Origin of the sequence: Paenibacillus sp. MCAF9, from assembly GCF_052114265.1 — a bacterium.
In the GTDB taxonomy this organism is placed as follows: Bacteria; Bacillota; Bacilli; order Paenibacillales; family Paenibacillaceae; genus Pristimantibacillus.
On record NZ_JBFREL010000040.1, the window covers coordinates 1 to 18,334 of the forward strand.

The following is an 18,334-nucleotide window of genomic DNA, read 5'->3' on the forward strand; positions in this document are numbered from 1 at the left end:
CATGGTATATTGAATGTACATAGAAACCTTCCTTTCGAAGATGGTTGGGTGGTACCTCCATTTTACCAAAGGTTGGTTTCTTTGTTTTTTACAGATTTCAAAACTTTGAAGAGGGTGCCTCTAAAGCCTATGGCTTTTGGGACACCCTCCACAAATCAACGTTACTCCTACCCCATAAGCAAACATATGCGCTTAAAGCCTACTCCGAGCACTTCCAACAAACCTAACTCCCACCACCAATCAAAAAAAAGCCCTGAACCCCTCCAGCATTATACCGATGGAGGTCAGGGCTTGCTCTATTACTTCACAATCGCTATCGCTAATCCATCGTAGCCCGGCAATATCGTGCTCTGCAAACGATCGTCTGTTGCGATGATCTCATTAAAAGAGCGCACGGCACGAACCGCTGGACCTTCCTTAGCTGGATCGATCGTTCTTCCGCGCAGTAAAATATTATCGCCTACAATAATCGCTCCCGGATTAGCGAGTGCAATCGCGTAGTCCAGATAGATGGGATATCCTTCTTTATCTGCATCGATAAAAAAGAAATCAAACTTCCTGCCAGCAGACTTCAGCTCCGCAAGGCTTTGTTTCGCATCACCGACCCTATACTCTACCTTATCTCCGAGTCCAGCTGCTTCCATATGCAGCTTGGCTAGATCAGCATAGTTTTGCAGCAGCTCAAGCGATACTAATTTACCGCCCTCTTGCAGGCCCCGTGCCAAGCAAATGCCGCTATAGCCGCCTAGTGCTCCAATTTCAATAATATTTTGTGCTTTCGACAGTGATACAAGCATCGTTAACAGCCTGCCATACCCATCAGCAACTGATATATCCGGCATTCCATTAGCCGCTATACCTGCTTTTGTACGCTCAAGATCAGCATCTGCCACATAAAGCGAATCCACATATTGTTCATTTTGCAACGTCATTCTACTCTCTCCAATTTTACAATTTGTAAAAACAAGCTAGTTTGTCCTATACTTGATTGTATGTTTTTGTTCACGGGGTTACAAGCTTATGCTTTAGATATGAAGCTAAGGTCACCAAGAATTAATGAAAAGAGAGTGTAAAATGGAAAAGTTACAATTGATCGCAACTGCGCCAATGGGGCTTGAAGCGGTTGTTGCACGTGAATTGAAGGATCTAGGTTATACCGATCTTCAGGTAGAGAACGGACGCGTTAATTTCACAGGCGGTCCTATCGATATTTGCCGCACCAATCTTTGGCTGCGCACAGCAGGCAGAATTCTAATCAAAATGGGAGAATTCCCTGCTACCACCTTCGATGAGTTGTTTGAGGGCACCAAAGCGCTTGATTGGCCGACATGGATTCCGAACGACGGTGAATTCCCTGTAAATGGACGCTCGCAAAAATCTCAGCTGACAAGCGTACCCGCCTGCCAAAGTATCGTAAAAAAAGCGGTCGTTGATAAAATGTCTGCACGTTATGGTACCGAATGGTTTCCCGAAAACGGCGGACGTTATGTAATAGAAGTTACGCTTATGAATGACCGTGCCATGCTGACACTGGACACTACAGGCGATGGCTTGCATAAACGTGGATACCGGAAAGTAGCTACCGAAGCTCCAATTAGGGAAACGCTTGCCGCTGCTCTCGTTCAGCTTAGCCGCTGGCGTCCTGATCGGCCGCTTTACGACCCATTTTGCGGTTCCGGCACGATATTAATTGAAGCAGCAATGATTGGCTGGAACATCGCACCTGGCCTTCGCAGAAGCTTTAACAGCGAAGGCTGGCCGCTTATTCCGAATGAGCTGTGGGATGAAGCGCGCGATGAGGCATTTGATTTGGTAAAAGATGATGTTCCGCTTCAAATTGCAGGTTCTGATATTGATCCAGGAGCGATTGAAATCGCAGAAGCTGCGATTAAGAAAGCGGGTTTCGGCAAAGAAATCAAGCTTTCTGTACAGCCTGTTGCCAAAGTGAAGCTTGAAGGCGATTACGGCGTCATTATTACGAACCCGCCATACGGCGAACGTCTCGGCGATGATGTACAAGCAGAGGCTGCGCTGCGTCAGTTCGGATTGACTGCGCTCCATTACCCAACTTGGTCGTATTTCTCGATTAGCCCATCTACGACAATCGAGCACTATTTTGGACGTCCAGCGGATAAGAAGCGGAAGCTGTTTAATGGACGTATCGAGTGTAATTACTTGCAATTTTTTGGTCCGCTTCCCCCTCGCGGAAATCGATAGTAACGAAAGAGGAAGGATATTTTATAGATGTTATATAATAACCACTCGGCTTTACGCCGCTTGATGAGCAAGATTCTGATAGGGCTCGAGCGGCTGAAGGCTGTAGACTTGCTTTTATTTGTGGCTGTGATGATGGCGAAGGTTTATCTATTCAATGCTATTCTTGACGTACCAAAAATGAAAATGACCGATAAAGATGCCCTTATCGAGCTCGGAGCCATTTTATTGTTCAGCTTCTGGACTATATGGCTGCCCGCACGCGGACGGATCGTTGCACTTATCGTGTTGAATGTGATCGCATCCTTTGTTTTGTATGCCGATATTATTTATTATCGCTACTTTCAAGATCTGATCTCCGTTCCCGTATTGCTTCAGTTCAGTCAAGTGGACTCCTTAGGCGAGAGTATCGGCACACTTCTTCGAGCGACGGATTTTATTTTGTTCCTTGATTGGATTATTATCATTCCCTTTGCGATTTACGCATTATGGCGAGGGCGGAGTGATCTTCGTCAAGCGAATGAGTATCGTCGCAAGCCTGCTGGCATGCAAAAGGCAATCGTCCGCATCGTTCTAAGCGCTGTCATTTTTGGCATCGGAACATCGCTTGTTTTCACAAACGTAAATGAAGCGAAGCGTACGTGGGGACAAGGTATTTTGGTCGGCAATTGGTGGAATCTGTCCATTTACAACATGACGGGCGCGCTTGGTTTTCATGGCTATGATGTGTATCGGTATGTCAAACAACACTGGCTGGATGCGGAGACGGTTACCGCTGAGCAGTATTCTGGCGCGAAAAACTGGATTCAAGAACGCGGCGACCAGCGGAAATCGCTCGAGCAGGATGCTTTATTTGGCGCATATAAAGACAGCAATGTCATTATGCTTCAGCTCGAGGCTTTCCAAAACTTTATGGTTAACAAATCAATCGGCGGTCAAGAAATTACCCCGAATTTAAACGATTTAATCGAGCAGAGCGCCTATTTCAGTCAGTTTTATCAACAAACCGCTCAAGGCAGAACCTCGGATGCCGATTTCATGGCAAACTGCTCCATGCAGCCCGTCACGAACGGCTCGGTTTTCATCCAATATGCACCAAACGAATTCGATTGTATGTCCAGCACCTTAAAAGCAAACGATTATGGGACATCCGTCTTCCACTCTTATGAGGGTGGTTTTTGGAACCGAAATACGATGTACAAAAACATGCAATATGATCAGTTTTACAGCTTAAAGCATTTTCAACTAGATGAAAAAATCGGCTGGGCTCTCGGAGACAAGTCTTTCTTCCGACAATCCTTTGACGTCATTGCCGATCAGAAACAGCCCTTTTACTCCTTTCTGATCACACTCTCCAGCCATTATCCGTTCACAATGCCGGTAGAGGAGCAAAAGCTTAACCTTGGCGAGCTGGATGGTACATTAATGGGGGATTATTTGCAATCCATTCATTATGTAGACGCTGCGCTCGGTGAGCTGGTTGATCGAATGAAAGCAGAAGGGCTCTGGGATCACACGATTCTCGTCATGTACGGGGATCACGACAACTCAATTAATGACTGGTCGTTGTTTGAGACTTTCCTTGGCAAACCGCTGAATGATTTAGAGCGTCAAATGATTGTGAAGCAGGTACCATTGCTCATTCATTTGCCAAAGAACGAGCATGCAGGAACGTATACGAATGTAGGCGGTCAGCTGGATGTAACGCCTACGATCATGCATCTGCTCGGCATCTCGACGGCTGATCAATATTTAATTGGCATGCCTCTGCTTATGGAGAATCCTCTCCTTGGCAAGAAGGTCGTGCAAAGAAACGGTGCCTTCACTGATGGTACCCTCTACTTTATGCCTTCAGCAGATGGCATTGCTGAGAACGGCGCATGCTGGAACATCCAAGACAATGCATCCATACCAGTCAGCGGCTGCATAAGCGCCTTTGAAGACTCGCGCACCGAGCTGAACATGTCGGATCAAATCGTCATGAACGATCTTATCGCTGACTTCAAGGAGCAAACCGCTACAGAAGCTCGCAGCAGCAATGGGCTTGAGACAGCTGGTCGTTAACGTAGCAGCTTGGTAAGCTATCAAAAAGCAAAAGAACCTTCAAATCCACATTCTATAGTGGATTTGAAGATTCTTTTATTATATCCGTTATGCTCATAACATTACTTCACATGTAGCTACTTTTTATGCTCAGACAGCCAATTCAGCACATCGTCAATCGTGTTCACTGGCACAATGTTGAGATCAGGCGCTCCGCTGCGAGCATCTCCTTCCAGCTCAGCCGGCACAAAAAACACATCCGCATCCGTCCGGCTGATCGCATAAGCCTTTTGCTTGATGCCTCCAATTAATCCAATCGAGCCATCTGCTTCAATAGTACCTGTACCCGCCACCTGATTGCCATACGTAACGCCGCCTGGTGTCAGTTGATCAATAATAGCCAGCGTCAGCATCGCCCCGTGAGATGGGCCTCCAATATGCGCCATAAAGCGTTTGTAATCGATGTTAAGCGGGATATCGAGAAGCAGCTCTGTTTGCACCGATATGCCGAACACCGCTCGCTCTGGCGAATCAGCTGCGGCCTTCGTCTTGACCTCTACCTGTGTTTGAACTCCCGCTCTCCTTAGCGTAATTTGTACCGAATCGCCGGGCTTTACCGCTTTCTCCATATATTCAGTCATCTCGCCAATCGATTTAACCGCTTGCCCATTCATCGCATCGATAATATCGCCAGCTTGCAGCTTCTGCTCAGCTGGACTATCCTTTACGATGGCAATAATTCTAATGCCATCTGGCTTAATTCCGCCTCCAACGCCTGCTTTCTGCATGGCAACAGCTGCTGCAACACGATTGGCATCCGTTTTCATATGAACGACTTGCGTGTACGACTCCGTCAGCGGCGGTTCATTTTCTGGTATTTTCTCGAAGCTATACATCGGAAGCAGCTTGGCATACAGCCAATCAGCCGGTACGGCCGGCCTCTCGAATACGAGTATGCCGTTTACTGTTCCCCCGCTCTTTTCGCTCTTCTCTACATGCGCATAACGATTCATATTGAGCGTCATCCCCGGGTATGTGACTCTATAGCCGGTAGGGCAGAGCAAAACCAATAGAAGCACTATCGTAATCGTTAGAGTGATCATCCCGCGCTTTGGCAGCCACAGAGAGCTTAGAAGCCTCTTGGGAGCGTTTGAACGATTCCCTCCTATATTCGATGCCTTCGCCGCTCGCGAACGCTCTAACGCTTCAGTAAGAAGCATATCTACAAACACTAGCGGTGCAGCAGCCCCAATAATCAGCAGCATCTGGAACAGCTTCTCTGGCGCAAACAGAACATATCCTGCTCCAACTATGCCTAGACCCGCGATTATAAGCCGTACTAGCTGTAAAATAAGCGTCCAGCCTTTTCTTTTCCGCTGCTGCCAAACCCCGAGCAAAGCACCAGCCGCCCAGCTAATCGGTATTAGAGCTAATATATTGAACAACCAATCGATCATTTCTATCCACTGTATCCCGCTGGATGTCTTAAGCGGGGCCGGCAGCCAAATAAGCTCTGCTGCAGCCAAACAGACAAGCGCGAGGACTAGTCCAAATAGGTAATAACGTGCTGGCCTCAGCATTCTTTTCCCCCTAAGCTTTCTCATACGAAGCATATGTATTTCTTTTAGGATAAACAAAGGACCCAGGCGATACACATCGCGGGGTCCTATTTCATTTGCAAATATTGCCGCTGTTCCGAATCAATGCCTCTGTCTCTCATTTCGCCTTTCTCCACGCTTTGGATACGTTCAAGCCACTGCGCCGGGGAATGGTTCATACGACGCGCACGATCGAGCAGCTGAGCATACTGGGCACAATTGTCATACCCGCTAAGCTTGCGGATAACCTGAATATATTCGACGACAAGTTCTCTTGCATCCGCTGCGGTATAGCCGTATTCGGCAGCTAAAGCCTCTGCAATTCCGCGTTCATATAAGCTTAACCTGACCTGTGTTTTCACTTTCATGATACATCCACCTGCTTCCCGAATAAATATGGTAGCCGACTAGTTTCAAATGAGATTCCCACCGTTCGGAGCAAAAAACGACCTGATTGCCGAGCCGCAGCGAATCGAGCTTCCTGCCTTTGCGCGACACTGTAATTTGCTCATAAAACCATTGCTCATCTTTCTTTAATTGTACTGCTTTATGTACGATTTTTCCAGTGTCATTGTCCGCCATAGGACCGATGATAATGTCTGGATGCGCATCACAGGGATCAGTACCTTTGACCGCTGCCTTGCGGTGAGCAAGAATGAAGGACGCCCATGCCGGTGAATCGGATAAAAACAACAGAGGCTCGACCTGCTCCGGTACCGAGGCCAGCTCTACGACAAGCACGCATGGACGACCGCCGTCCCATGACTCCTTTGCTGCCTTATGCGACCATTTGCGTGCTTGCTCAGCCGATATTGTCGTATAAAATCCTTCTCCAAAATCTTTCCCCGGCCGCCAATAGGGTGAATTCAACAGCTTCTGGCCAAATGATTGAACAGTATCGCTTGTAGTTCCATGATATAAAAGCTGAGGCGTCGTTATGTCCACGCTCGCACTCCTTTCGTTTGGCTCCTCGTATGAAAATACAAAGACCCTACGAAATCAAACTGTCGCAGGGTCTTGTCGTGTATGTCGTTCTATTATATTAATATTATTATTTATTTCTTGATGTAAGGAATGATCTTCTCGATGACCTCATCCTCTGAAGGCGCCTTAATGTACCGTCCATTAACAAAAATAAATGCATAGCGGGCGCATGGCCCGCAGTACGACTTGYAGCCTACACGAACCTCTGTGTCCGGCGCCAGCTTCTGCAGCTTCGGCAAAATCGATTTGATCTTAGTATGCTTGCATTTGTCGCAAACCATTATATCGTTAGCCATTATTCATCGTCCTGTCTCAACCGAATACGGAAAAATGCTAGTGATCACCGTGGTTGCCCTTGGTTGGATTCGTAACGGCAAAACCTTCTTCAGGCACATAGAAATAATCGATGCGAACGCCGTCCAGAAAAGCATTGTCTTTCTCCAAAATAACATCGATCCCTTTGTCAGTGGATACAACAATATCCTTCTCAGTCGGCTCGTCGATTCCCATACCGTAATGAGCATGGTCGCCGTGCGAATGAGTGACATAAATACGCAGCTTTTTACCTTCGTTTTCAGGCTTGTCCAGCTCTACTTGCAGAACTTTAGCAGCATTTTTTGAAATTTTGCAGTTCATAAATTATCCAGCTCCTCTTATCGTTAGGCCTTTCGGCAATCGTTATTATTTTATATTATACTTGCTCTCCATTCTACGGGCAAACCATTCGGCAAGCACCATCGTAACCGCGATGTCGTCAATCGGCATGAACGGCATGACGTCCGGCAAAACCCAGTAAAGAAAAACAGGCACGGAAAAAACCAGCTTGTCCAGCAGTGAAACATCCTTTGATCGAAGCAGCTGAAAAATACGGACAAACGTACGCTGCCAATGGCGCAGCGACAGCAACTTACGCATGAAATCCCACCTTTGCTGACCTTTTCCGATTAGTATAGCATAAGCATGGCGTAATTAACTACTAGAGGCCAGCGGCCGCTAAAGGCGAAGCGCCTCTAGCAGCAGCGGCTGCAGCTCCACATAAATTTGATCAAAATTACTCATCGGCAGCGGATTTTCGCCATAGCCCGCTTCCACTGTAAAGCCCGGTCTGCGGAACTGATGAATGAACCAGTCCTTATATCCCGCATCGCTGCCTGTCAGTTTTACCGCTTCATATCCACTTGCCTGAGCGAGCCGTTTGGCAAGCTGCTCTGCATTTGCCGGCTCATAATCACGATAATTCCAATAGATTTCCCGCCCCTGCGTATGAAGCGCAAGAACCGCATCGAAACCAATTCTACTCGTAAATTGAGCCATGGCATTCGCCTCCGGCTCACTTAGCGGATACGGTCCTGGATAGTCACGCGGTCCAGGCCCCTCTACCCCTCTGCGCTTGCACTCCTCTTCCCAAAATGCAGGGAATTGATCATTTAAGTCAACACCTCTAATGTTGGCCTTCCAGTTGCTGAACTGATCGGAGCCGCCATTCCACTCCATTAGCTGTTGATAATAAGGATGCCTCGGCAATGCACCGTATTGTGCGAGCTCTACACCATCTGGGTTTACCATCGGGACAACCCATAAAGTCACATCTTTGCACAAATCCGCCACTTGCTGTCCACCCATTCGCTCCCCGCTGCAATAAGCTGCCGACAAATCAGCAACGAAGCGCATCAGCAGTGCAGAGGTTATCCATTCATTTGCATGAAAGGAGCCGTTCATATGAATTTGACGCGGACCATTGCCGCAGCGGAGCGCCAATAACGGCTTGCCCATTACGCTCTCCCCAATAATATGTGCGGATAAAAACGAGTATCTGCCTGATAGCTGCCGAACACCCTCCACTAAATCAAGATAGCCATACGTTTGTAAGGAGTATATAACCATCGCCCCCAGCTGCATAAATTTGCTCCTATCATGCTATGCAAGGCCTTACTTGTCCTATGTAGCAATCAACAAAAAGAAGCCTTGCTATATTTAAGCCCGGCTTCAGTTTCTTATTATTTAAATGATATTGGGTATTTGCCAAACTACAGGCGTCAGTTCAATCTGCTTCCCAAGCCACTGCTGAGTAATAGTTTGAAACATCCGCGGATCTCCGCTGCAAAAAAATTGATGCACCGGTTCCCTCTCCTCGCTCGCAAGCTGGTCATTGTTTTCCAAAATATTTCTGATCTCGCGTGTCGTCTCGTCCGCTGAGCTGATGAGATTCACGCTCTGGCCCATCACCTCGGATATGGTTTCCGCTAGAAAAGGATAATGCGTGCAGCCAAGTATTAACGTATCCATTGGAAAAAGCCGCAAATGCCCAATGGAGCTCTGCACCGTTTCGTACGTTTCAAAGGAACGAAAATTTCCCTTTTCCACTAGCGGCACAAATCTCGGGCATGCTTCGCTTATCACTTGCACCTTCGGTGACAACCTCTTTAAAGCTTGCTCATAAGCACCGCTTTTGATCGTTCCCTCTGTGCCGATGACACCAACATAACCCGTAGCTGTAAGGCCGATAGCTGCTCTTGCACCAGGATCAATGACGCCAACAACCGGGATCGCGACTCTTGAGCGAATGTCTTCAAGTCCGGCCGCTGTTGCTGTGTTACATGCTATAACAATCATTTTCGGATTAAACTGAATTAAGTAATCGACGATTTCCCTCGTAAAACGAACAATCTCTTCTGAAGATCGCGGTCCATAAGGCGTTCGAGCCGTGTCTCCAAAGTAAAGGATTTTTTCTCGCGGCAGTTGGCGCATAACTTCCTTGGCAACGGTGAGGCCGCCAACGCCTGAGTCCAGTATTGCAATCGGTTGCTGCACAAACACACCGCTTTCCTAAACATAATGTGATGAATAGAGACAAAATAGCATATGAATACAGGCACAAAAACGTACCAGTATCTTATCGACATTTCGGACAAGCGGTCTGAAATTTCAAATTGAAAGCTCAATGTAAATGACAAAGGACCGTCAATGACTACGTTATGTAGCATTGACAGTCCTTTTTTGGTTAATCCAGCAATAATGCAGAGGAATTAATGGGGGCAGCCTTTAGCATTCGGTTTAGATCATCTCGGATCGGGTACATACGTGTAGAAACAATTGGAGCATTGCATTTGGATTGAAAACAAAAAGGAGGGCATTCAGATGACAAAAGTGAAATATCCGATCGGCCGTTTACAAGAAAAGGTCGCTCTCATTACCGGGGCTGGCTCTGGTATTGGCAGGGCAGCAGCTTTGAAATTCGCGAAGGAAGGCGCCAATTTGGTTCTGCTTGATGTTAAAGAATCCGCCATGGAGCAAGTATGCCGCAGTGTTCGAGAATACAATGTCGACTGCTTGCCTATTGAAACTGATATTTCCAATGAAGCTCAGCTTGCAGACGCCTATCGACAAGCACGCGAGCATTATGGACACCTAGACATTGTATTTGCCAATGCAGGTATTAACGGTGTATTAACACCGATTGAACTAATGGATATCGAAGACTGGAATACTACGCTTCAAGTTAATCTCACCGGCACATTTCTAACTGTAAAACACGCTATTCCTTTGTTAAAGGATAAAGGCGGAAGCATTATTATCACAAGCTCCATAAATGGTAATCGGGTGTTCTCGAATATCGGTTTCAGCGCCTACAGCAGCACGAAGGCCGGACAGGTCGCTTTTGCCAAGATGGCTGCTTTGGAGCTTGCCCAGTACAAAATTCGCGTGAATGCCATCTGCCCCGGAGCTATTGAGACGAATATCGAGCAAAATACGGAGCGTACGCCAGAACTCGAGAGTGTGTCGATACCCGTTGAATATCCAGAAGGCAGCCAGCCGCTCGAAGATGGGCCCGGCAGCGCGGCTCAAGTGGCCAAGCTTGCATTATTCCTCGCATCTGATGATTCGGACCATGTCTCAGGTACCACCGTTTACATAGACGGAGCAGAATCCTTGCTGCGCGGATAGCTATTATTAACGATAGATAGAAGACCATATGATAAGGGGCGAACGCCATTGTTTAAAGAATGTTTACATCATTCATCGGATTTGAAATGGGCTTATGCATACGACCGTGATACTTTCCATCTTAGACTCCGCACCAAAAGAAATGACGTTGAAGAGGCTGTTGCGGTAACAGGTGATAAATACGATTGGGGTCAGCATCATCATGATGTTCCGATGGAAAAAATAGCTGCCGATTCCCTCTTTGATTATTGGGAAGCTGCCGTCAAGCCGGAGTTTCGGCGTTTTTCGTACGGCTTTCGTGTACGCAGCGGCGAAGAAACGTTATGGCTCATTGAGAATGGCATCTTTGAGGAGCAGCCCGCCCCAGCTGGCGGATATTTTGAAATTCCTTTTATTCATTCGGTCGATTTGTTTGATGCGCCTGAATGGGCAAAGGAAGCTGTTTTCTATCAAATTATGCCTGACCGCTTCGCAAATGGCAATACGGCCAACGACCCCGACCACGTGCAGCCCTGGGGTGAAGCACCGAGCGGCGAAAGCCACTTTGGCGGTGACCTGCAAGGCATAATGGATAATCTCAAGCATCTAACGGACCTCGGAATTACGGCGATTTATTTGACGCCTTTATTTACAGCACCTTCAAATCACAAATATGATACGGTCGATTATATGCAAATCGATCCGCAGTTCGGAAATGCCGAGCAGCTTAAGAAGCTGGTCAGCGCTTGTCATGATCTAAATATCCGAGTTGTCTTGGATGCTGTCTTTAATCATACGAGCGAGCAGTTTCCACCTTTCCAAGACGTGCTCGCAAATGGAGAAAATTCGAAGTACAAGGATTGGTTTCATCTGAATGGCTTCCCTGTAGAGGTCAAAGACGGTGCAGCAAATTATGCTACGTTTGGATTTTATGGCAATATGCCGAAGCTGAATACCGAAAATCCTGAAGTAAAACAATTTTTGCTTGATGTTGCTGTGCACTGGATTAAGGAAGCAGATATCGACGGATGGCGGCTCGATGTTGCCAACGAAATTGATCATGCTTTCTGGCGGGATTTCCGTCATGCCGTTAAGGCTGAAAAGCCGGATGCTTTTATTATCGGCGAGGTATGGAGCAATTCGCTTAACTGGCTGCACGGTGATCAGTTTGACTCTTCTATGAATTATCCATTTACGCAGCACATCTTGGATTTTTTCGCTTCCTCCGAAGGAAAGGCATCGGATTTTGCCGATCAAATCAACCGTTTACTTATGCGATATCCTCAGCAAACCAATGAGGCGATGTTCAACCTCCTATCCAGTCATGACACACCTCGTGCGTCAACTCGTTTAAATGGAGACAAGCAGCGTTTAAAGCAAGCCGTTGTATTCATGATGACTTCTATGGGCATCCCTTGCATCTATTATGGCGACGAGGTTGGAATGGATGGCGGAGATGATCCGGACTGCCGCAAATGTATGGAATGGGATGCGGACAAGCAGGACCGCGAGCTGTTTGATTTCTATCAGCTCCTTATTGCCCTCCGCAAGGAGCATACCGTTCTTCGTGACGGGCGATTCCGCTTTTTGTATGCAGATAACGAACGCGGCGCTTTCATTTATGAGCGCTTAAACGCCAAGCAACATTTTACCATTTGGATTAACCATACCGAAGAAACCGTTAAGCTTGCGCATCCCATGCAGGCGGACGACTGGAAAGATGCGCTCTCGAATGAAGAAGTCACCACATTCGAAGAGCAGCTTCAGCTTGAGCTCGGTCCGCATGACTTCCGAATTTTGTATCGAAATATCTAATCATTTGAGGGCTTTTGCACCGTCTTTCTGGCGGGGCAAGAGCCCTTTTCACTTATCTATTTCCCCCTTTTTTCACCGTATCGGTTTCAAAGCCACCATGAAAGGTTAATGACTCCATATAAGAAACAGAGCCAACACTACTACACTTACTGGTCAGGGGGAAATTGAATTGAAGAACCATACTGAATGTATTGCTATGCTGTTAGCCGGTGGAGAAGGGCGGCGCCTAGCCCCGCTCACAAGTCAGTTTGCCAAACCTGTCGTACCTTTTGGCGATCGCTTCCGAATGATTGATTTTCCACTTAACAATTGTGCAAACTCAAATATTACTACGATTGGCGTGCTTACGCAGTACTGCGCCGAAAGCGTTCATAAATATGTAAATCAATCCACGAACGGCTATCAAACGGATCAAGCGAATAGCGGAGTAGCCTTCCTCCCTTCTTCAAGAAAATGTTTAGAGGGCTATGCAGGAACGGCCGATGCTATTTATCAGAACATCGACTTTATCGATGAGAAAGCTCCTGAGCATGTACTAATCCTCTCGGGCGACCACATTTACGAAATGGACTACAAGCCTATGCTTGAATTCCACAAAAATCGCGGCGCAGCCGTTACGATCGCCGTTAAACAAGTTCCTTGGCGCGAGGCAAGCCGCTTCGGCATTTTAGAAACTGATGAACAATTTCGGGTCAATTCCTTTCATGAGAAACCTTCGGATCCTCGCAGCAACTTAGCTTCCATGGGCATTTATTTATTCCGCTGGGCAGACTTGAAAAAAATACTCATTGAAGATGCTGCTTCGGAAGCGTCAACTCATGATTTTGGCAAAGATATTATTCCTGCTCTTCTTTCCTCCAAAACCAATATGATCGCTTATCCTTATAACGGCTACTGGCGGGATGTCGGCACAATCAACAGCCTATGGGAAGCCAACATGGACCTGCTGGATGGAGAGCTAAAGCTTGGCGCAGCCAAGTGGCCATCTCAGTCCGGAACAAACCAGTCTACCGAAAAGCCTTACTTAAGCCCCGAAGCATCAATTACCGACTCCATCCTCCACCCCGCTTGCGCTGTGGAAGCAGAAGTAACACGCTCCATCATTTGCTCAGGCGTTACGATTGGCGTAAACAGCGAAATTTATGAGAGCATCATCATGCCGGGAGCCAGAATTGGAAGAAATGTTACGCTCCATCGCGCCATTATCGGTGAAGGTGCTATCATTCATGACGGCGCGTTCGTCGGTCGATTAGATGATGAAATTTCTGTAGTAGGGCCAGGTGAAGCCATTACCGCAACTTCACCATCAATGAACGACTACAATATGGAGCCGCTCGCAAGCTTGCTTCGTCCCGTATCCAATTACGTTCACAACCATATTGTTGGCTAACCCCTATCCATACACGTGAATAAAAAAACAAACGGCAGGAGACTTCGCTCCCTGCCGTTTGCCTTTTTGTATTATACGAGTGAACCATTTTACCCATTGTCTAATTTACGTATGTTGCAACTACCGCTAAGTCTCTATTGTTCCTTTGCTGTAGCAGCTTCTGTTTCTCCGGCTTCTACCGCTTCAATTGCACTTGCTGCTTGCTCATTGCCATCTTCTGTAAAAGCGATATCGCCACTAACCGCTTCTGTTTCCTCTGTACCTTTGTTGCGGCCTCTTACCGTGCTTACAACGCTGCTTGCCGCTTGTTTCGTACGATCGGCAATTTGAATCGCTTGGCCGCTGATCTGTTTAGCAATACGACCCGTCGTATCGCCTACTTGACCTGCAACTCTAACCGTCGTTTCTCCAACCTTCTGCGCGCCTGTTGAAATATCCTGACGCAATTCCTTGCCCGGCTTCGGTGCTAGCAACAATGCAGCAATCGAGCCTACAACACCTCCAGCTAATGCGCCGAGAAAAAATCCTTTTGTTTGTTTACGTGTTGTCATTGTTTTTGCTCCTTTCGTGTTTAGCGTGCTCTTCGACCTTAGCACCTTGACTTAAGATTCCGATTCGAATACAGGTCCATGCTCATCTTCGGCAGTCGTTGCTGCCTTTCGGCTAGTTTGCCACAGCTGCCATGCCGCCATCCCTAGCTCTGCCCATTCAAGCGCCTCACCGACCTGCCGCTTCGTCTCGTGCCTCTTAGCATGCTGCTCAGCCGACTCCGATAATATAGACGTTACCCGCTCAACCGTCGATGTCGTGTGGGCAATTGCTCCGCCGACCTGCCCTGCCGCTTCAAATAGCTTGCTCATGGCTTGCAGCTGACGATGTACCGCACGAATCGCTTCCTCGGTCGGCTGCACAAGCCCGCTAATCTCAGCGGATAACTTACTGAGGTCCTGCCTCATAACCTCCGCTTCAGCCTGCACTTGCTTCACTCTGCTTAGCGCCGACCGTAAGGCAATGAGTATACCGCCAACTAGAATGACAAATGCTCCAGCAACTACCGCTGCGCTCCACATCATGACCATGCCTGCATCCCTCCTCCTCTATCAATTGCAGGATCATACGTGTATGCTCCTAGACGAATGCCCACTTGCGTAATGACAGTATAAGCAGCATGGGCTTGTCATGACACAACCGAAATAAAAATGATAAAGCATCACTGCTTTCTCCACATTGGCAACAAAAAAAGGCTGCCTCAGCAAATCTTCTCCGATTTGCAAAGACAACCTCTATTTATTTCATCAACCGATATGGTAGCTGCACTTGCCGCCGCCCTTCGCTAAACATTCCGTTCGTTCAACAGGCACGTCAAGCAGCGATTTAAACAAGGAGAGCTCACATTTGCAAGCTTGCAAATATTTGCCGGCTACTTGAGCAATCGGACAATTATACTCATACAACATATAGCTGCCATCGCTTTGTGGTTCCACTTCAGCCATATATCCTCCAGCGTTCTGAATCGCTGCGAGCTCACTCACCTTCTGCTCCAAGCTCTTGCCCGCCATTCGCGGCTCATAACGCTCGAGCAGCTTGTTCTTGCGTCCATCAAACATCCGGTCAATAAGCGCTGCGGTATCCGGGTCATCAGCGAGCTCGCCCAGCAAGTCGAGTGCGAGCATATGATAATTTTTCGGGAAAAGCTCATCCGCCTCAGCTGTCAGCTCATACACATGGAGCGGTCTGCCCATGGCTTGCCGCACCGATACGATATTCACGCTGCCTTCGCTCTCTAGTGCATACATATGCCGCCTGATTGCCATTTCCGTTAGTCCGAGCTCGCTTGACAAGGAACCAGCATTCAATCTGCCGCCTGTTTTCAGCAGCATCAATATGCGCTCTCGCGTGGAATGATCGCCGCGCGAAGCTGCCGTTATATCTGATGCACTTGCCGTTTTCATCCGCTTCAACCCTTCACCACCTTTGCAGGCTTGATAGCGTCATTGTAACGTATTTTTAGTTTTTCGTAAATCAAGCGTAAAACAATCATAAAGTCATAATCTATGCTTGCTCTGCAATCGTAATGGTTTACATGCAAATAGCAAAAACGCCTACAGCTCGCGTTCTAAATAATCATCAATCGATTGCTTAAAGGCAGGCAGCAGAGCAGTAAGCGTCTTCGTAAGCGGATGAAGCTCAGTTCTCGGCCAAACATAATAGTCCTGCACTAACGGCTTGCGAAGCTTCACCAGCTCCGTCAGCGTCGCCTGCATTTCAAGCGGAAACGCGCCTGCCTCGCCAGTAATATCGATGATGTCCTCATAGCTGCTCGCATCCCGCAAAATAAAACCGTCGATCAAGAAGCTGCCAACATCTGTTACGGTTTCAATAGCCAGATGCAGCGCTCTTTCCTGCGCCAGCCCCTCCAGCACCGTTCCCTGCCAATTAGCGGCAAGCGATTCCAGCGCCGAAGCAATTTCAGTAATCGAATTCAACCTTACCGCTATTTGTTCACGATTCACATAATACATCAATCAGTCGCCCGCTTTCAGCCTTGCTTCTTTTTTTTCCCTTTGCGTTTCAGCCACGCCACCATAATAATGCTGCTAAATATGATAACAAGCAAATAAGTAAATATTTCGTATACGTCCCTCATGTCGCTCATAACTGCTCAACCTGCCTCTCAGCTTTCAAAATCAACGCTGACGGAAGCTTCACGAACTTGCATCATGTGTTCAATAACTTTTTTATGTACAGGATGCACTTGATACACTTCTAGCGCTTCCAAAGATTCGAACTTCGTAATAAGAGCGATATCGTAAGAACGCTCCGAATGCACAACGTCCACGCCAACCTCAATCGACTTTAATACTTCGATTTGCCCTTCCATATCCCTAAGCACTTGTGCGGTACGCGCTACGCTCTCTGCGCTGCCATCTTTTAATTTAAAAAATACGATATGAGTAAGCATTATTTAGTTCCTCCTCTAATATTGACGCATAACTTTTGTCTATTTGTCACATAATAACCTATGCAGTCGCATTACGGCAATCTTTAACACGAAGGGGCTCGGTGTACGTTATGCGCTATCCGGTTACAATTGTTGCAACAGTTATTGGACTAGCTATCTGCTTGTTCAACTCCACGGGTTACGACCCGCACAATCTTGTTTTCTTCATGTTTAGCATTCCCGCATGGGTCGTTGATTTATTTGTTGACGTGCACGAGGTTAACGTCTTGCTCATGTATGTACTTACTGTTGCTACATGGGCGTTGCTTGGCTTTCTCGCCGACGTTCTAATCGTACGCAGTCGTGATAAAGAGCATCATCCTCGTTCAGCACGATAGCTTTATTTTAGGCAAAAAGGAGCCTTTCGGCTCCTTTCTCATTTCTACAGCACATGAATCAATTACGCACTAGGCTGCTTCAACCACTAAAGTCGATTCCATCGTTGTATGTCCTTGACCGCATGGAATGGAACAATAGATTCTGTAAGTACCTGGCTCTTTAAATTCCAAATCTGTTTCCGGGTGATCGTTATCCAAAGCTACTTGAAGCTCGTCAATATGCATCCCGTGGATACCGCTTTTGTTGGAAAGTTTTAGTCTAACTTTGTCTCCAACTTTAACTTTGTACTCTTTTTGATCAAATACAAAATCGTTGGACGCTACAACCTTCAATAAAGTCATGCCCTCTGGCAACGAGGCAGACTCATCAACCGGCTTAGCTGGCAGTGCGAATGTGAGCAAATATAAGCCCAGCAAAGACGCCGCTGCGAATACAGTAAACATAATCCACTTATGCATTGCTATGTGCTCCCCTTTGCGATCATAATGTCTACCTCTTATATTACATAAGATCGTCCGAAGTTCTCAACCTTAAACTACGGAAAGCTGAAAAGTTTTTTTGTTATTTTGACAAAACCATGAACAATTACAAAATTAGCTGGACAAATACTGTTTTAACACCCGTTCAGACTCCGCTTTTACAAAGCCCCACAGCATAAAAAAACGATGATGGTACCCTCTGCACACATATTCGGCATGCAAACCATCGGCTTCGCGCTTCTCCTCATACACCTTTATTCCTGTTTCGCGGAATTTCCTTCTAATTCCAGCGAGGTCGAGCAGCACCCGATCCTGCATGCCGCGCATCATCGATTCATAAAACCGCGGCAGTTTAATGGCTGAAGTGCCGATCACGCGTATATCATGATCCAAAATACGCATAACAATGCCAAGCAAAACGTACTGCTTCACCAGCACAAGCTCTTCCTCGGTCTGTATCGGTGGATTAGCTGCCATTCTGACTTTTCCGCGGGCTTCTTCCTCTTTAGCGGCCATTGCCACCCCTCCAAATAAGAACGTTTGTTCT

Annotated in this window: 22 protein-coding genes; 6 read left to right on the forward strand and 16 right to left on the reverse strand. The window is 47.1% G+C overall.

Features of this window, described 5'->3' with window-relative positions; translation table 11 throughout:
- Positions 1 to 299: 299 nt before the first annotated feature.
- On the reverse strand, positions 300 to 932 hold the full coding sequence (locus AB4Z45_RS30110) for an O-methyltransferase (protein ID WP_441913040.1): 633 nt from the start codon (positions 930 to 932) through the stop codon (positions 300 to 302).
- A gap of 142 nt (positions 933 to 1,074) precedes the next feature.
- Between AB4Z45_RS30110 and AB4Z45_RS30115 the strand changes: the two genes are divergently transcribed.
- Together AB4Z45_RS30115 and AB4Z45_RS30120 are read left to right on the forward strand one after the other, a co-directional pair.
- Positions 1,075 to 2,217: a THUMP domain-containing class I SAM-dependent RNA methyltransferase gene (locus AB4Z45_RS30115; RefSeq protein WP_441913042.1), complete on the forward strand. Its 1,143-nt coding sequence runs from the start codon at positions 1,075 to 1,077 to the stop codon at positions 2,215 to 2,217.
- 27 nt (positions 2,218 to 2,244) lie between these two features.
- The gene (locus AB4Z45_RS30120) at positions 2,245 to 4,278 is read left to right on the forward strand and encodes an LTA synthase family protein (RefSeq protein WP_441913044.1); all 2,034 of its coding nucleotides are present in this window, start codon (positions 2,245 to 2,247) and stop codon (positions 4,276 to 4,278) included.
- A 116-nt stretch (positions 4,279 to 4,394) separates the two neighbouring features.
- Here the strand turns inward: AB4Z45_RS30120 and AB4Z45_RS30125 are convergent, their stop codons facing one another.
- From AB4Z45_RS30125 to racE, 8 genes are all read right to left on the reverse strand, one after another.
- A complete protein-coding gene (locus AB4Z45_RS30125; protein ID WP_441913046.1) occupies positions 4,395 to 5,837 on the reverse strand; it encodes a PDZ domain-containing protein in 1,443 nt (480 codons plus the stop codon).
- An 86-nt stretch (positions 5,838 to 5,923) separates the two neighbouring features.
- On the reverse strand, positions 5,924 to 6,223 hold the full coding sequence (locus AB4Z45_RS30130) for a hypothetical protein (protein WP_076266793.1): 300 nt from the start codon (positions 6,221 to 6,223) through the stop codon (positions 5,924 to 5,926).
- Positions 6,186 to 6,800 carry a DUF3990 domain-containing protein gene (locus AB4Z45_RS30135; RefSeq protein WP_441913048.1) on the reverse strand — a complete coding sequence of 205 codons (615 nt, stop codon included), beginning with the start codon at positions 6,798 to 6,800 and terminating at the stop codon, positions 6,186 to 6,188. Before AB4Z45_RS30135 ends, AB4Z45_RS30130 begins: the two co-directional genes overlap by 38 nt.
- Before the next feature lie 110 nt (positions 6,801 to 6,910).
- Positions 6,911 to 7,135, reverse strand: coding sequence for a DUF1450 domain-containing protein (locus tag AB4Z45_RS30140; RefSeq protein ID WP_441913050.1), 225 nt, complete (start codon positions 7,133 to 7,135; stop codon positions 6,911 to 6,913).
- A gap of 37 nt (positions 7,136 to 7,172) precedes the next feature.
- A complete protein-coding gene (locus AB4Z45_RS30145) occupies positions 7,173 to 7,475 on the reverse strand; it encodes an iron-sulfur cluster assembly accessory protein (RefSeq protein WP_339203589.1) in 303 nt (100 codons plus the stop codon).
- Between the two features lie 45 nt (positions 7,476 to 7,520).
- Complete coding sequence (locus AB4Z45_RS30150; protein ID WP_441913052.1) at positions 7,521 to 7,754, reverse strand: hypothetical protein; 234 nt, start codon at positions 7,752 to 7,754, stop codon at positions 7,521 to 7,523.
- A 78-nt stretch (positions 7,755 to 7,832) separates the two neighbouring features.
- Positions 7,833 to 8,738: a M14 family metallopeptidase gene (locus tag AB4Z45_RS30155; RefSeq protein WP_441913054.1), complete on the reverse strand. Its 906-nt coding sequence runs from the start codon at positions 8,736 to 8,738 to the stop codon at positions 7,833 to 7,835.
- Positions 8,739 to 8,840: 102 nt separating this feature from the next.
- Complete coding sequence (gene racE, locus AB4Z45_RS30160) at positions 8,841 to 9,650, reverse strand: glutamate racemase (RefSeq protein WP_441913056.1); 810 nt, start codon at positions 9,648 to 9,650, stop codon at positions 8,841 to 8,843.
- 327 nt (positions 9,651 to 9,977) lie between these two features.
- On the opposite strand from racE, the gene AB4Z45_RS30165 reads away from it, so the two are divergent.
- From AB4Z45_RS30165 to AB4Z45_RS30175, 3 genes are all read left to right on the forward strand, one after another.
- Entirely contained in the window at positions 9,978 to 10,784 is an 807-nt protein-coding gene (locus AB4Z45_RS30165; RefSeq protein ID WP_441913058.1) for an SDR family oxidoreductase, read from the forward strand.
- Between the two features lie 48 nt (positions 10,785 to 10,832).
- Positions 10,833 to 12,578, forward strand: coding sequence for an alpha-glycosidase (locus tag AB4Z45_RS30170; RefSeq protein ID WP_441913060.1), 1,746 nt, complete (start codon positions 10,833 to 10,835; stop codon positions 12,576 to 12,578).
- 169 nt (positions 12,579 to 12,747) lie between these two features.
- Complete coding sequence (locus tag AB4Z45_RS30175) at positions 12,748 to 13,968, forward strand: sugar phosphate nucleotidyltransferase (RefSeq protein WP_441913062.1); 1,221 nt, start codon at positions 12,748 to 12,750, stop codon at positions 13,966 to 13,968.
- Positions 13,969 to 14,102: 134 nt separating this feature from the next.
- On the opposite strand, the gene AB4Z45_RS30180 is transcribed toward AB4Z45_RS30175, so the two are convergent.
- The 5 genes from AB4Z45_RS30180 to AB4Z45_RS30200 all read right to left on the reverse strand — a co-directional run bounded on the left by AB4Z45_RS30180 (position 14,103) and on the right by AB4Z45_RS30200 (position 16,930).
- A complete protein-coding gene (locus AB4Z45_RS30180; protein ID WP_441913064.1) occupies positions 14,103 to 14,519 on the reverse strand; it encodes a YtxH domain-containing protein in 417 nt (138 codons plus the stop codon).
- A gap of 51 nt (positions 14,520 to 14,570) precedes the next feature.
- Positions 14,571 to 15,047, reverse strand: coding sequence for a DUF948 domain-containing protein (locus AB4Z45_RS30185; RefSeq protein ID WP_441913066.1), 477 nt, complete (start codon positions 15,045 to 15,047; stop codon positions 14,571 to 14,573).
- Between the two features lie 216 nt (positions 15,048 to 15,263).
- Complete coding sequence (locus AB4Z45_RS30190) at positions 15,264 to 15,920, reverse strand: helix-turn-helix transcriptional regulator (protein ID WP_441913125.1); 657 nt, start codon at positions 15,918 to 15,920, stop codon at positions 15,264 to 15,266.
- A 150-nt stretch (positions 15,921 to 16,070) separates the two neighbouring features.
- A complete protein-coding gene (locus AB4Z45_RS30195; RefSeq protein WP_441913068.1) occupies positions 16,071 to 16,490 on the reverse strand; it encodes a DUF86 domain-containing protein in 420 nt (139 codons plus the stop codon).
- A 152-nt stretch (positions 16,491 to 16,642) separates the two neighbouring features.
- Positions 16,643 to 16,930, reverse strand: a complete 288-nt coding sequence (locus AB4Z45_RS30200; protein WP_076266783.1) for a Dabb family protein — start codon at positions 16,928 to 16,930, stop codon at positions 16,643 to 16,645.
- Positions 16,931 to 17,040: 110 nt separating this feature from the next.
- Here AB4Z45_RS30200 and AB4Z45_RS30205 point away from each other — a divergent pair, with 110 nt between their 5' ends.
- Positions 17,041 to 17,307 (forward strand): hypothetical protein, encoded by a 267-nt coding sequence (locus tag AB4Z45_RS30205; protein WP_339203605.1) that lies wholly within the window; start codon positions 17,041 to 17,043, stop codon positions 17,305 to 17,307.
- Between the two features lie 69 nt (positions 17,308 to 17,376).
- Here AB4Z45_RS30205 and AB4Z45_RS30210 read toward each other — a convergent pair whose 3' ends face one another.
- Together AB4Z45_RS30210 and AB4Z45_RS30215 are read right to left on the reverse strand one after the other, a co-directional pair.
- A complete protein-coding gene (locus AB4Z45_RS30210) occupies positions 17,377 to 17,766 on the reverse strand; it encodes a cytochrome C oxidase subunit II (protein ID WP_441880990.1) in 390 nt (129 codons plus the stop codon).
- 135 nt (positions 17,767 to 17,901) lie between these two features.
- Positions 17,902 to 18,303: a hypothetical protein gene (locus AB4Z45_RS30215; protein ID WP_083681694.1), complete on the reverse strand. Its 402-nt coding sequence runs from the start codon at positions 18,301 to 18,303 to the stop codon at positions 17,902 to 17,904.
- Between the last annotated feature and the right edge of the window lie 31 nt (positions 18,304 to 18,334).